Source organism: Serratia sp. PL7, from assembly GCF_945957435.1.
In genome coordinates this window covers 66,056-78,119 of sequence record NZ_CAMFLB010000028.1, presented here as the reverse complement: position 1 = coordinate 78,119, position 12,064 = coordinate 66,056, and the positions used below count along the sequence as shown (strand labels likewise).

Sequence of the window (12,064 nt, the reverse complement as noted above, 5' to 3'; positions counted from 1 at the left end):
TTATCTCGCCTCGTCGAGCTGCGGCGGCGCGATCGGTGCGGCGGGCTCGAAGGCCGGCTGATCGGTGCGGTCCGATTGGGGTATGAGAGTGTTTCGCGGCGCTGGCGGGATGTCCGGCAAGCGCTCGGTAGGTCGCGCGCCGGGCGCGAGGAAGCGGTTGCGGTTTTCGGCCCAGGCCCGCAGGCACGCCGGATCGCGCGGCCCCGCTTCGCCGAGCACCTGGCAGCGGATCATTTCGTCGCGCAACGGATCGCCCTGCGCTTGGGTGGTCCGGTCGGACGGCCACGCCTCCCGCACTTCCTCTTTCCGGTTCATCTCGATCGCGGTCGCAGTGATCGCGACGGCCACGAACACCACAGCGCCGAGCCGTGCGAGCATCTTGCCGTCCATGGCCGCGCCCTCAGTTGCCGTTCGGGAACATGCGGGCGTTGCCGGGCTGATAGCCGGTGCCCGGCGTCAGGAACCGTCGGCGCTGTTCGCGGGGTCCGCTTGGAAAAAGGAAATTATCCTACGCTAAGCGCATTTTTTGCACAGATGGCTACCGACTGAACGTAACGTGTGAGTCATGATCAGAAATGTGTTAACTCTAGGAATTGACACGACTTACTGTTTGATGGGGAAATCATGTTTAGCTATCTCAAGGCTATGTATCATCAATCAAAAATTCAGGCTGAACTCAAGGCACAGATACATGAACAAACTACGGTTAATGCTATCTGTCATCACCCTGAATCAATCGAGATCATTGCGGTTTGTTCGACTGATGCGTATTACCGAAAACGTAAGGACGCTGCTTTTCTGACAACCTGTTCTGTGCTCATGCGTACTTTAAAAGATGAATCCGTACCGATGGTACTACGGAAAACAGCATGGCGATTATTGAACGAAAGATACCAACGAATTAAGTTAAATCAGGCTTATAGGATAGAAAATTTCTTGCTTGTTGCCGATTTTGAATATGCTCTCGAAGAACATGATGAACTAGCAGAGTAGTACTAGTGAGGCGATGAATACCGACAGTTAACGTGCATGTGACTTAAACGTCCGAAACCGAACGATTACGTACAGCATGTAGACAACATGTCCGAAAGTAAGCAAAACCATTAACGGACAGCCGGATCATTTCGTACATCCCTTACGGTCAGGGGTTCGCGCTCAATGGAACGAAATCACCCGTTAGCTTAAAACGCTTAACGTAGGATAATTTCCTTTTTCCAAGCGGACCCGAGCAACAACTGTTGGTCAGTTGCAACTGAACTGAATTGGGATCATTGATATGATGGATGATGAAATAAGCAGCTCACCGCCCCTGTGGCGTAAAATCCTCCACGGCATCCTGGATGACTTGCTAAATTCGCTGGGATATCCGGCCACATTGCGCCGTCGCCTAAACAACGGGATTTTGCCAGTGAGTCACCCGCAACTGCGGAACACGTTCTGGCTGCGTTCCGTGGTTTGTTGGCAAACCTGGCTCGAATACGAAAAACACTGTATTCGCTACCTGCGTCTCGGCCACGACGGTGATTATGATTACCTCCAGCGCCATATTCCTCAGCTGGATGGGCTGATAAACAGCGAGACCTCAGAAAGTTTTTGTTGTGATATTACGGCCGTTGGGGGACTGAGTGCATCGAGTGATTGTGACCAGGAGCTCTCCAGCCTGGATGCGTTTGCGCAGCAGTGTTGCCAGGAATTGGCAATACCACTGACCAGAGATCGGTTAAACCGTAATCTCAGCCACCACGGCTTACGGCTGTCAGAGATGGTATTCAGCCAGTTTACCTGGATGCCTGCCCGGCTTTACTGGAACAATGTCGACGGCGCCCACCATTTTGCAGCAGCCCGTTTCCTGGCAACACAGTTGAGTCAGCCGGTTTCTCTGACAGGCCAGTTGAACACCTATAGTATAAATCCGCAAAAAATACGGCAGCTGACGGCGCAGTGGGATTTGTTCCTGGTACCGGAGGGAATTGTCTATGGCGAATTTAAAGACGCGCTATTGCGACTGAAATGCCCGTTTGGCGTATCCAATCCTCCTCACTGGGAAAATGGAGACGAGCAGCATTTCCGGGTTATCTGGCTGGAGCGGCACCAAACGGCTCCGGCGCGCGTATCACGCCTGCTGGCGCAGGCAGGATTTCCGTCACTCAGTCAGCAGCTGAGTGAGCTGAAATAGTCCAGGGCACGAGTAAAAGTTACTTTTACCAGGATAAACACAGGGGCGAGGTCGTCGCCCCATCTTTAGTCTATTTCACAAATTTCCATACACCAGGGGGGATTTTGTCATACAATTTCCCCATTGTCAGCTCTGCCAGGCGATGATCCACGGCAGCGTTAAAATGCTCAAGTTCAGAATCTGAAAGCGAATACTTATTTTTTTCAATAACCTTTTCCAGCGTTTCCCCTGAAGTACAGCGCCTCAATCGTAAAATCCATTCATTTTTGGTCATTTTTTCTCTGCAGGTTCTGTGTACTGTTTGAAATTCTAATATTCTAAGTATTAAAGTCAGTCATCAACGGACTATTATCTTTGTACTCTTTTACGAACAAACCATTTTGCGTATATGAGATAAACCACAGAAGTTAGAACTGCGGACAGACTATATATCCACATAACAGGAATCTCATTATAAAAACTTATCGACTGGCCGCTTTTATCTTCCAGAACCAGAATTGCTTTAAAATATTCAGTCACCTGAAAGAACTGGTAGAAGGGTTCCATCAAAACATACACACAAAATAAATTAAGCAGATATTTTAAAGTCAAATCATGCTCATGCCCGTTGAAGGGAGCATGCTGCGCAAAGCAGGCCACCCATCCCGAAAAGACCAGAATACATATCGCTGAATAAACCACTGCCCATACCGCTGCTTTCATAACTGCCCCACATATTATTGTTTGTAGATAACGCACGTGGCATTCAGGTGTTCAAGCCTGAGGCGTTCTCTTTCAGATAGTCACTGATACTGAGGCTGGACAAACGAATTTTATCAGAAATTTCCCTGAACTGCTCCTCCCACCCGGCCTGCAGCTCCCTGATGGCTGCTATCTGGATAGCAACACTGAAAGGCGTTCTGCCCAGTTTCTCGGAAAGCCAGAAAAGATGATTGCCAATCTCTTCGTCCGGGACCGAATCGAGCGCATCACTCAGTAAGGTTTTTTCGTCTTCCTGCCAGGGATGACCGGCTCGCGGAAAACGCGGATCAGGCTGGCGGTCTTTTTTCTCCCTTTTTTCCCGTCTGGCAACATCCGACGCTTCGCCTTTTTTCATGCTGACGCGTGCTTTCATGGCGCCGATGGCCGCCACGGCCCGCACCAGGGTTTCACGCTCCTGTCGGGTGAGCAGATCATCACCACAAATCAGGGTGTTCAGATTATCGATCAGAGTGTCCAGTCGGGTTTCAGTGACTTTCATTGTTCAGCTCTTGTTCCTTGTGGTGGTTGGGGACGGTCCCGGTTCTCATGCACCAGGCCGGAGACCGTCAGCCAGGTTTTGCAGCGCGTGCCGGTCACGCTAAGATGAACGTGGCCTGCTGAAGACAACGGGCTCAAGACCTCTCTCCTGCTTCGGCGTCGTTCCACACCATCACCGTGGCCAGATGCTCCGCCACCTCCCGTCCCGTGTAACCGGCCAGGATAGCCAGCGCCCGGGAGGCCGCTTCACGGGACAGCGGACTGCGGAACCCGAATCCGTCCGTCATCAGCAGCCACTGCAGACGCTCAGTCCAGCTCTCGCCGGGTTTGCGCACCGGCGAAAACACGATGTCCACCAGTTGATCACGCCTGCAGTACAGCTGCAGTTGTTCCAAGTCGTCCAGCAGACTGTTCAGCTCGCGCCGGTCAAATTCTTCCTGACTCATCAGCGGCCAGCGGATGCGGTGCCACTGCAGCTCCTGCGCCTGGTCGGCGGTGAATCCCGCTCGGGCCAGCAGATCAGCCAGCGCGGCTTCTCTGTCATCCTCATAGCCTGCCGCCGTAAGCGGGAGCGCCTCCGGACTGTCGCGCAGAACCTGCAGCAGGCGCGCCGGCGCCGGCAGGTCGCGGAGCGCCTCGTCAGGCAATATAACAGCCTGTCTGATCTCCTCATTCAGGCCGGTGATCCCCTCCGCCTGCAGCCCGGCGTCCAGCTGGCGGTACCAGGTGCCGGTCTGGTCCGCCGGCGCGGTAACGTTCCGCGTGCCCTCCTCTGGCGTGGCGCTCTCATTGATCTGCACCCGGACCGCAATCCCCGCATCGTGGCAGGCTTGCAGCCAGGTGGCGACCTGCAGGGCGTCGCCTTCCAGGCGTGTCACCTGCCCGGCCGCATTCCACAGCTGTAGGCAGGTGGTGCCGTCAAGACGGATCACGTAGTCACCCCGCAACGCCAGGTGCCAGCGACCGTCCAGCTCCACCGGCCGGTCGTCAGCCTCATCTGCCTGGACAGGCGGGACCAGAGGCAGAACCCGGATCGCCGTCGCGCGCTGCTCCGCCAGGACGCGCGCCTTTTCGTCAGCGAGAAACGGGGCGGCCAGCGCACGTCCGGCATCCGTCAGCTCGACGGCCAGCTGCAGGTTCGAGGCACGCAGGGTGCGCAGCCAGCCCGCAGCTTCCATGCGCCGGCAGGAGGCGCGAAGGTTCGGCCCGTATACCGGGGCGTCCCCGCCCTGCTCCAGCACCCGCTCAATATCCCGTGTCGCCACCGGCCCCGGACGTTTCGCATCGAGGGCGGCCAGCACAATCAGTACCCGCCGCTGCAGCGGTGACGGCCGGCGTGAGGTTACTGCCGGCATGCATGTTCCTCCTCAGAAGCTGTGCGCCAGATCATTTCCGTCATTCGCAGACGATCGGCTTCCACCACAGTATCCGGTGCTTTTCCGGCCTGAGTAAGCAGATACCAGTAATCCAGGGTGGCGCGTGCCCAGTCCATTTCAATTTCTGCCTCGCGGCCGGAGGTCCCGGTCGCATTCTGAATACATGTTTTGATGTACTGTTCAGTGATGGTGGTTAGTTGCTCATAGCTGAGTGAAAACGTCACTTCGTTATCCATCCTGCACGCTCCGTCTGATAATCTCCGGTTTAGTTAAAAATCATACTTCGTATGATTCTGATATAAAATGATAAACATCATGCCAGCTCAGTATGATTTTATGCATTTTCTTTAATTATCATATCTCTTGCGGATTTCCCGCCTCACAGATCCTAGACTGGCCCCCTGAATCTCCAGACAACCAATATCACTTAAATAAGTGATATTCTTAATACTAGTTTTTAGACTAGTCATTGGAGAACAGATGATTGATGTCTTAGGGCCGGAGAAACGCAGACGGCGTACTACACAGGAAAAGATCGCTATCGTTCAGCAGAGCTTTGAACCGGGAATGACGGTCTCCCTTGTTGCCCGGCAACATGGTGTGGCAGCCAGCCAGCTATTTCTCTGGCGTAAGCAATACCAGGAGGGAAGTCTTACTGCTGTGGCTGCCGGAGAACAGGTCGTTCCTGCCTCTGAACTTGCTGCCGCCATGAAGCAGATTAAAGAACTCCAGCGCCTGCTCGGCAAAAAAACGATGGAAAATGAACTCCTTAAAGAAGCCGTTGAATATGGGCGAGCAAAAAAGTGGATAGCGCACGCGCCCTTATTGCCCGGGGATGGGGAGTAAGCTTCGTCAGCCGTTGTCTCCGGGTGTCGCGTGCGCAGTTGCACGTCATTCTCAGACGAACCGATGACTGGAAGGACGGCCGCCGCAGCCGTCACACGGATGATACGGATGTGCTTCGCCGTATACACCATGTTATCGGAGAGCTGCCCACATATGGTTATCGTCGGGTATGGGCGCTGCTTCGCAGACAAACAGAACTTGATGGTATGCCTGCGATCAATGCCAAACGTGTTTACCGGATCATGCGCCAGAATGCGCTGTTGCTTGAGCGAAAACCCGCTGTACCGCCATCGAAACGGGCACATACCGGCAGAGTGGCTGTGAAAGAAAGTAATCAGCGATGGTGCTCTGACGGGTTTGAGTTCCGCTGTGATAACGGAGAAAAACTGCGGGTCACGTTCGCGCTGGACTGCTGTGACCGTGAGGCACTGCACTGGGCGGTCACAACGGGTGGCTTCGACAGTGAAACAGTACAGGACGTCATGCTGGGAGCAGTGGAACGCCGCTTTGACAGCGAGCTTCCGGCGTCTCCAGTGGAGTGGCTGACGGATAATGGTTCATGCTACCGGGCGAATGAAACACGTCAGTTCGCCAGGATGTTGGGACTTGAACCGAAGAACACGGCAGTGCGGAGTCCGGAGAGTAACGGAATAGCAGAGAGCTTCGTGAAAACGATAAAGCGTGACTACATAAGTATCATGCCCAAACCAGACGGGTTAACGGCAGCAAAGAACCTTGCAGAGGCGTTCGAGCATTATAACGAATGGCATCCGCATAGTGCGCTGGGTTATCGCTCGCCACGGGAATATCTGCGGCAGCGGGCCAGTAATGGGTTAAGTGATAACAGGTGTCTGGAAATATAGGGGCAAATCCAGTCATGATGATCCCCTCCGGCAATATCAGTTTCAGATTAACGCTGTTGTGATTATGATTTAACTACACACTAAAGGCAATCTGACGTTTAATCATACCTCTTATCGCTACCGGGTAAGCCGTCAGGCATTTCCCGGTTTAAAAAGATATGCTGACAGTTCTGCTGCAGTTATATCAAACTCGAGTTTCTGGATTAATTCTGCAAGTTTTTTCTCTGCAGTATCACGATCAAACTGATTTTGTACTATCTGGATAGCAACCTGTTTTAGCTCAGGAGGGAGGTGTTCCAGATTGATATGATTATCACCCGAAATGTCATCATCCGGACTTTCGAAGAGCCAGCCGTAACTCATAAGGTCACCTGTTCTATTTCACAAATTTCCAGACACCTGGCGGTACCCGGTCATACAACTTTCCCATCGTCATCTCCGCCAGCCGGTGATCAACCGCGGCATTGAAATGCTCAAGCTCATCATCTGACAGAGAATATTTATTTTTTTCTATAACCCTTTCCAGGGTTTCCTTCGATGTACAGCGCCGTAGTCGTAAAATCCATTCCTGTTTCGTCATTAGTTTTTTATATCCTGAGGCTTCCCTGGTATTTAATTTTACAAATAACGCAAATTTCTTTCAGGCGTTATGGCCCGTGCCGTTCTGCTTCAGATAATCACTGATGCTCAGGCCGGACAAGCGAATTTTATCCGAAATCTCCCTGAACTGCTCCTCCCAGCCGTCCTTCAGCTCCCTGATTGCCGCGATCTGGAAAGCAACACTGAAAGGCGTTCTGCCCAGTTTCTCGGAAAGCCAGAACAGATGCTTGCCAATCTCTTCGTCCGGTACCGAATCGAGCGCATCACTCAGTAAGGTTTTTTCGTCTTCCTGCCAGGGATGACCGGCTCGCGGAAAACGCGGATCAGGCTGGCGGTCTTTTTTCTCCCTTTTTTCCCGTCTGGCAACGGCCGGCGCATCGCCTTTTTTCAAGCCGACGCGCGCTTTCATGACGCCGATAGCGGCGACGGCCAGTACCAGCGTTTCACGCTCCTGGCGCGTGAGCAGGCTGTCCTCGCAAATCAGGGTGTTCAGGTTATCGATCAGCTTATTCAGCCCGGGTTCAGTGACTTTCATTTTATGCTCATATTCCTTGTGTGGTGGCGATCAGTCCCGGCTCTCATTCACCTGGACGGTGACCGGCAGGCCTGCATCAAAACAGGTCTGATACCAGCTGGCCACCTGAAGGGGATCGCCCTCTTTTATCCGGCGTATGCCGCCGGCATCCGTCAGCTGCAGGCAGGTGGTACCGTCCAGACGGATCACGTAGGCCGCTTCCCTGATGGTGTAATGGCCGTCATCCAGCTGCAGCTCCACCGCGTCACCGGCAGCCGTCTGGCGTAACGGCAGACGCCGGACGTCTGTCAGACGTTGTCGTGCCGTTTCAGCCTTGCTTTCTGCCTGGAAGAGCGGTTCTGCAATGCCGCGACCGGCCTCCGTCAGCTCGACGGCCAGCTGCAGGTTCGGGGCGCGCAGGGTGCGCAGCCAGCCCGCGGCTTCCATGCGCCGGCAGGAGGCGCGCAGGTTCGGCCCGTACACCGGGGCGTCCCCGCCCTGCTCCAGCACCCGCTCAATATCCCGCGTCGCCACCGGCCCCGGACGTTTTGCACCGAGGGCGGCCAGCACAATCAGCACCCGCCGCTGCAGCGGCGACGGACGTCGGGATTTTTCCCGCATCATTGTCCCTCGTTCCTCTGAGAAATGAGCGTTTTTAACCGTTTATAGTCTGCTTCGACCCGCGTGGTGGCCAGGCCCGTGTGTCCGCGCAGCGCCAGGAGATACCAGAAGCGGAGGATGTCATGAGCCTTGTTCACTTCCCAGACATAATGGGTGCCATCCCTGCGAAAATCGCATTGCTTTATTTCCTCTTCTGCCATCTGCGTCATTTGCTCATAGCTGAGCGAAAACATCATTTCGTCATCCATCCTGCCCGCCCCGTTTGATAATGTCCGGTTAAGTATAAAATCAAACTTCAAATGATTTCATACTGAATTGGTGATAATAATATCAGATATGATTAAATTGTTAATGCTAAATATCATATTAAGTATGATTTTATGTTAGATGCCAAATTATCATATCCATTGCGGGTTTCCCGCCGTGCAGATCCGATTTCTGGCTGTCCCGGATCTTCACCCCTCTGCGTCGTTTTTGTCCGGTCATGCCTGCGGATTTATCAGATGCAATACACTGTATTTAAACTGTTATTTTTCCATTACGCGGCACCCGCGCTGTTCAGCGCGGGCGGGTGTCACCGCGCCAGTAAACACCGCTTTGCTTCTTTCCTGACCGTGGTACACTTCCGGAAAGTCTCAGATAGCGTAAAAGTCGGATCCACCAGAAACCGGCATCCGGTAATTTACTGGTGTTGTTATAAGGTTGCTAATTATTAGATAATGAAAATGTTACGACAGGGAGAATCACCTAAGTGACAGTGAATGATGCTGCACATCATAATTGCTCTGAGTGATTATTAACCTGCAAACCAGAAAGGAGGTCAGGATGGGACGTTCCGTTAAGGTCAAAATCGGTGGAAGGGAGTTTGCGTCCAAAAAAGCCGCTGTGGACTATTTCATGGATCAGCGTGAGGCTGTAAAGGGATCTGGCCCGCTCCGGGAAGGTCAGTTCTTTGATGAGCTGCTGGAGCTCTATACACGGTACTGTGAGGTCACAAACTGGGAGTTGAGTAACAGAGTGATTTACGCATTCAGTGTTGATTATGAACCACGCAAGAATGGCCAGACCTGGGCATCGCATCTCTGCTACTGGGTGCAGTTTTCACCGAAGGACAAATTATCCTTTTCGGTAAGGGAAGCAGTGGATGAGATCGCAAAAGCTGCAGCTGAACAACCGTAGCTGAGTGCGGGATTTCCGGATAAGGTACCGAACCGGGGCTGTTAAAAGATTCTGGAGCTGAAATGAAAAAGGGAAAAACGTCAGAACCGGGGCTGCTGGCCAGCGACAGCGACTGGCACAATAATGCCTGCCTGAATTACATGCCGGATCATGGTACAGCTTACACCGAAGGTTACAGGCGGGCTGCTGATATTCTGATTAACCACATTGATGAATCCGGGCGGGACCAGGATTTTCTGGTTTATCCGGTGTTGTTTCTCTACAGGCATCACATCGAACTCATTATCAAACAAATTATTGGGCTGGCTCTGGCACTGACAGAAGAGCCGGATAAACGCCAGTACAAAAAAGATGACCATAACCTGAATACCTTATGGCCGCTGGCACAAAAGCTGATCCTGGACGTTGATGACAGCTACCGGCCTTCCGATTTTAAAATCGTCAAAGAGGTGGTTAAAGCTCTTCACCAGGTGGATGAACGGGCGACAGATTTCCGTTATGCCCGGAGAAATGACGGCACCCGCAGCCTCGAGGGGATCCATTACGTTAATACTCGTCGCTTCGGGGAAAAAATGGGGGAGGCTTCAGATTTACTGGATGGAATAGATAACCGCCTCCGGTACCTGCTGGACTGTAACGCCGAATGGAATAGTATTCTGGGCAGCTTCTGACAGCCAGAAACGGTGCGAAACTCCATCAGACTTACCTGAACACCCAATGATACGGAGATATCGATTATGACAGGCCTCATACCTTCAGCTACTTCTCAGGGCTCGATGGCCGCCCTGCCACGGTAAGACGCATCTTTCGCGGAAAGCGCACCCGTCATGTGATGATGTTTGACGAAATGTCAATGCTGTACGAAAAAGAGAAAACCCGAATGATAAAGGTATATGTATATGAGTGATAACAACAATTCTGTTTCACACCAGACCATTGAACTGCTGACACGCTGTCTGCAGCTGCAGTCAGAAAAAGACGGTATTCAGCGCCCCACGCCTGACAAAGCGCTGGTTGGCGTGCCCGTTGATGACTTCACCCGCCAGATCCATCAGGCCTGCCTGTACGCCTCGATGACCGACAGCCTGCTGGCCCTGCAAAACCGACTGGCCGATACGGGCCGGCAGCTGGAACAGCAGGGGCAGATCCACGTCGACGCCGGCGAAAACTACGCCGTGGCCGCTGTTGCCTGGCTTGAACGCTTTACGGGGACAGAGAACGCGCAATGACGGTACCTGTTCCGGCCATTCCCGGCGTACACTCTGGTGTGATCCCATCGCAGCTGCCGGTCGCTGTCGACTATCCGGCGGCACTGGCCCTGCGACAGATGGCGCTCGTACAGGATGAGCTGCCGAAATACCTGCTGGCGCCGGAAGTGAGTGCCCTGCTCCACTATGTGCCTGATCTTCATCGCAAGATGTTGCTGGCGACGCTCTGGAATACCGGCGCCCGGATTAACGAAGCCCTGGCGCTGACCAGGGGAGATTTTTCGCTGGCTCCACCGTATCCGTTTGTTCAGCTGGCCACCCTCAAGCAGCGTACAGAGAAAGCGGCCAGAACGGCAGGAAGAGCACCTGCAGGCAGTCAGGCCCATCGCCTGGTTCCCCTCTCCGATCACCAGTACGTCAGCCAGCTGCAGATGATGGTGGCCACCCTGAAAATTCCGCTGGAAAGACGAAACAAGCGCACCGGCAGAATAGAGAAGGCGCGTATCTGGGAGATCACAGACCGTACCGTTCGCACCTGGCTTAGCGAAGCGGTGGAGGCCGCAGCGGCCGACGGGGTGACGTTCTCAGTACCGGTGACCCCCCATACGTTCCGTCACTCCTACGCGATGCACATGCTGTACGCCGGTATTCCGCTGAAAGTGCTGCAGAGCCTGATGGGCCACAAATCGATTAGCTCGACGGAAGTCTATACGAAGGTGTTCGCACTTGATGTTGCTGCGCGTCATCGAGTTCAGTTCCAGATGCCCGAAGCGGATGCGGTGGCCATGCTGAAAGGGAATACTTAGTGTAGAGGGGAATGATGCTGGCGAACGTCCTGCTCGCCGCTGAGGTCTGTCAGAAGTTATCTGGCCCAACTGGCGGGAATATCTGCACTGTATCCCTGATACCGCTCATAAATCGCATGCTGAAGCATTTTAATACGATCTGACAATGTGTCGGCGTCCGACATATGCCGCCATTCCCCCTCAATAGTGGGTTTCCAACCATCCGGGAGATTGAGCGTGATCAATACCTTTGTATCACGAATAATCACCCCGTCAGTGAAAGGATTAAGACCACTCCTTACGGTATTGTTTATCTGTATATATTCAAGTTTCATCTTGTTTCCTCATGTTGTCCGGATCGCAAGCATAGATATCTGAACTCAAATTGCCTAGCTAAGCGTTTGGATATGCCGCTTTTTACCCCTTATACAGCGAAGCTGGCCAATGGCCAGCCCGCATGGACTTATCGCTTTTGCCAGTATATCAGCATGGCAAGGAACAGGATTGTTGCCCCCTGAGAAGCGGGTGAGGCAGTCAGGAACGTCTCCAGCAATGGCATTATCGTAAATCTCCGCATTATTAATTTAAGGTGTGTCATAGGCCTTGGCCCCGTTTACAGGAAGTAGTGTTCTGTCACGACGGCAGCCAGGGTTAATA

Annotated in this window: 20 protein-coding genes and 1 pseudogene; 7 read left to right on the top strand and 14 right to left on the bottom strand. The window is 53.2% G+C overall.

Annotated features, from left to right (window positions below):
- Both trbK-alt and N6G83_RS54995 read right to left on the bottom strand, forming a co-directional pair.
- Complete coding sequence (gene trbK-alt, locus N6G83_RS46555; RefSeq protein WP_103243966.1) at window positions 1-390, bottom strand: putative entry exclusion protein TrbK-alt; 390 nt, start codon at window positions 388-390, stop codon at window positions 1-3.
- 10 nt (window positions 391-400) lie between these two features.
- Window positions 401-481: pseudogene (locus N6G83_RS54995) on the bottom strand (P-type conjugative transfer protein TrbJ); the annotation flags it as partial.
- 143 nt (window positions 482-624) lie between these two features.
- Here N6G83_RS54995 and N6G83_RS46550 point away from each other — a divergent pair.
- Entirely contained in the window at window positions 625-993 is a 369-nt protein-coding gene (locus N6G83_RS46550; protein WP_032242306.1) for a hypothetical protein, read from the top strand.
- 283 nt (window positions 994-1,276) lie between these two features.
- Complete coding sequence (locus N6G83_RS46545; RefSeq protein ID WP_032716472.1) at window positions 1,277-2,176, top strand: DUF6685 family protein; 900 nt, start codon at window positions 1,277-1,279, stop codon at window positions 2,174-2,176.
- Window positions 2,177-2,246: 70 nt separating this feature from the next.
- Here the strand turns inward: N6G83_RS46545 and N6G83_RS46540 are convergent, their stop codons facing one another.
- From N6G83_RS46540 to N6G83_RS46520, 5 genes are all read right to left on the bottom strand, one after another.
- A complete protein-coding gene (locus tag N6G83_RS46540; protein ID WP_003026790.1) occupies window positions 2,247-2,450 on the bottom strand; it encodes an HHA domain-containing protein in 204 nt (67 codons plus the stop codon).
- 74 nt (window positions 2,451-2,524) lie between these two features.
- Complete coding sequence (locus tag N6G83_RS46535; protein WP_032716473.1) at window positions 2,525-2,878, bottom strand: hypothetical protein; 354 nt, start codon at window positions 2,876-2,878, stop codon at window positions 2,525-2,527.
- Window positions 2,879-2,921: 43 nt separating this feature from the next.
- On the bottom strand, window positions 2,922-3,416 hold the full coding sequence (locus tag N6G83_RS46530) for a DNA-binding protein (RefSeq protein WP_114268524.1): 495 nt from the start codon (window positions 3,414-3,416) through the stop codon (window positions 2,922-2,924).
- Window positions 3,417-3,549: 133 nt separating this feature from the next.
- Window positions 3,550-4,770: a hypothetical protein gene (locus N6G83_RS46525; RefSeq protein ID WP_220983084.1), complete on the bottom strand. Its 1,221-nt coding sequence runs from the start codon at window positions 4,768-4,770 to the stop codon at window positions 3,550-3,552.
- The gene (locus tag N6G83_RS46520; RefSeq protein WP_032716477.1) at window positions 4,758-5,027 is read right to left on the bottom strand and encodes a hypothetical protein; all 270 of its coding nucleotides are present in this window, start codon (window positions 5,025-5,027) and stop codon (window positions 4,758-4,760) included. The genes N6G83_RS46525 and N6G83_RS46520 overlap by 13 nt, the downstream gene beginning before the upstream one ends.
- A gap of 244 nt (window positions 5,028-5,271) precedes the next feature.
- Here N6G83_RS46520 and N6G83_RS46515 point away from each other — a divergent pair.
- Window positions 5,272-6,500, top strand: a protein-coding gene (locus N6G83_RS46515) for an IS3 family transposase (protein WP_260524210.1) whose coding sequence is annotated in 2 segments (ribosomal slippage) — window positions 5,272-5,587 and window positions 5,587-6,500 — 1,230 coding nt in all. Because the reading frame shifts where the segments join, the coding sequence is not laid out codon by codon here.
- A 132-nt stretch (window positions 6,501-6,632) separates the two neighbouring features.
- Here the strand turns inward: N6G83_RS46515 and N6G83_RS46510 are convergent.
- The 5 genes from N6G83_RS46510 to N6G83_RS46490 are packed head-to-tail and all read right to left on the bottom strand — an operon-like array spanning window position 6,633 to window position 8,483.
- A complete protein-coding gene (locus N6G83_RS46510; RefSeq protein ID WP_049118762.1) occupies window positions 6,633-6,863 on the bottom strand; it encodes a hypothetical protein in 231 nt (76 codons plus the stop codon).
- 13 nt (window positions 6,864-6,876) lie between these two features.
- A complete protein-coding gene (locus tag N6G83_RS46505) occupies window positions 6,877-7,080 on the bottom strand; it encodes an HHA domain-containing protein (protein ID WP_004213596.1) in 204 nt (67 codons plus the stop codon).
- Window positions 7,081-7,140: 60 nt separating this feature from the next.
- The gene (locus N6G83_RS46500) at window positions 7,141-7,635 is read right to left on the bottom strand and encodes a hypothetical protein (protein WP_064177596.1); all 495 of its coding nucleotides are present in this window, start codon (window positions 7,633-7,635) and stop codon (window positions 7,141-7,143) included.
- 30 nt (window positions 7,636-7,665) lie between these two features.
- Window positions 7,666-8,238: a hypothetical protein gene (locus tag N6G83_RS46495; protein ID WP_260524209.1), complete on the bottom strand. Its 573-nt coding sequence runs from the start codon at window positions 8,236-8,238 to the stop codon at window positions 7,666-7,668.
- A complete protein-coding gene (locus N6G83_RS46490) occupies window positions 8,235-8,483 on the bottom strand; it encodes a hypothetical protein (RefSeq protein WP_032415726.1) in 249 nt (82 codons plus the stop codon). Before N6G83_RS46490 ends, N6G83_RS46495 begins: the two co-directional genes overlap by 4 nt.
- Before the next feature lie 577 nt (window positions 8,484-9,060).
- Between N6G83_RS46490 and N6G83_RS46485 the strand changes: the two genes are divergently transcribed.
- From N6G83_RS46485 to N6G83_RS46470, 4 genes are all read left to right on the top strand, one after another.
- Window positions 9,061-9,414 (top strand): hypothetical protein, encoded by a 354-nt coding sequence (locus N6G83_RS46485; protein ID WP_032700769.1) that lies wholly within the window; start codon window positions 9,061-9,063, stop codon window positions 9,412-9,414.
- 62 nt (window positions 9,415-9,476) lie between these two features.
- Window positions 9,477-10,085 (top strand): hypothetical protein, encoded by a 609-nt coding sequence (locus N6G83_RS46480; RefSeq protein ID WP_032700768.1) that lies wholly within the window; start codon window positions 9,477-9,479, stop codon window positions 10,083-10,085.
- 228 nt (window positions 10,086-10,313) lie between these two features.
- The gene (locus N6G83_RS46475) at window positions 10,314-10,643 is read left to right on the top strand and encodes a hypothetical protein (RefSeq protein ID WP_032700767.1); all 330 of its coding nucleotides are present in this window, start codon (window positions 10,314-10,316) and stop codon (window positions 10,641-10,643) included.
- Entirely contained in the window at window positions 10,640-11,428 is a 789-nt protein-coding gene (locus N6G83_RS46470) for a site-specific integrase (RefSeq protein WP_047722707.1), read from the top strand. The genes N6G83_RS46475 and N6G83_RS46470 overlap by 4 nt, the downstream gene beginning before the upstream one ends.
- Window positions 11,429-11,484: 56 nt before the next feature.
- Here the strand turns inward: N6G83_RS46470 and N6G83_RS46465 are convergent, their stop codons facing one another.
- Window positions 11,485-11,742, bottom strand: a complete 258-nt coding sequence (locus tag N6G83_RS46465; RefSeq protein ID WP_032700766.1) for a hypothetical protein — start codon at window positions 11,740-11,742, stop codon at window positions 11,485-11,487.
- Window positions 11,743-11,870: 128 nt separating this feature from the next.
- Window positions 11,871-11,984 (bottom strand): hypothetical protein, encoded by a 114-nt coding sequence (locus N6G83_RS46460; protein WP_162180131.1) that lies wholly within the window; start codon window positions 11,982-11,984, stop codon window positions 11,871-11,873.
- Between the last annotated feature and the right edge of the window lie 80 nt (window positions 11,985-12,064).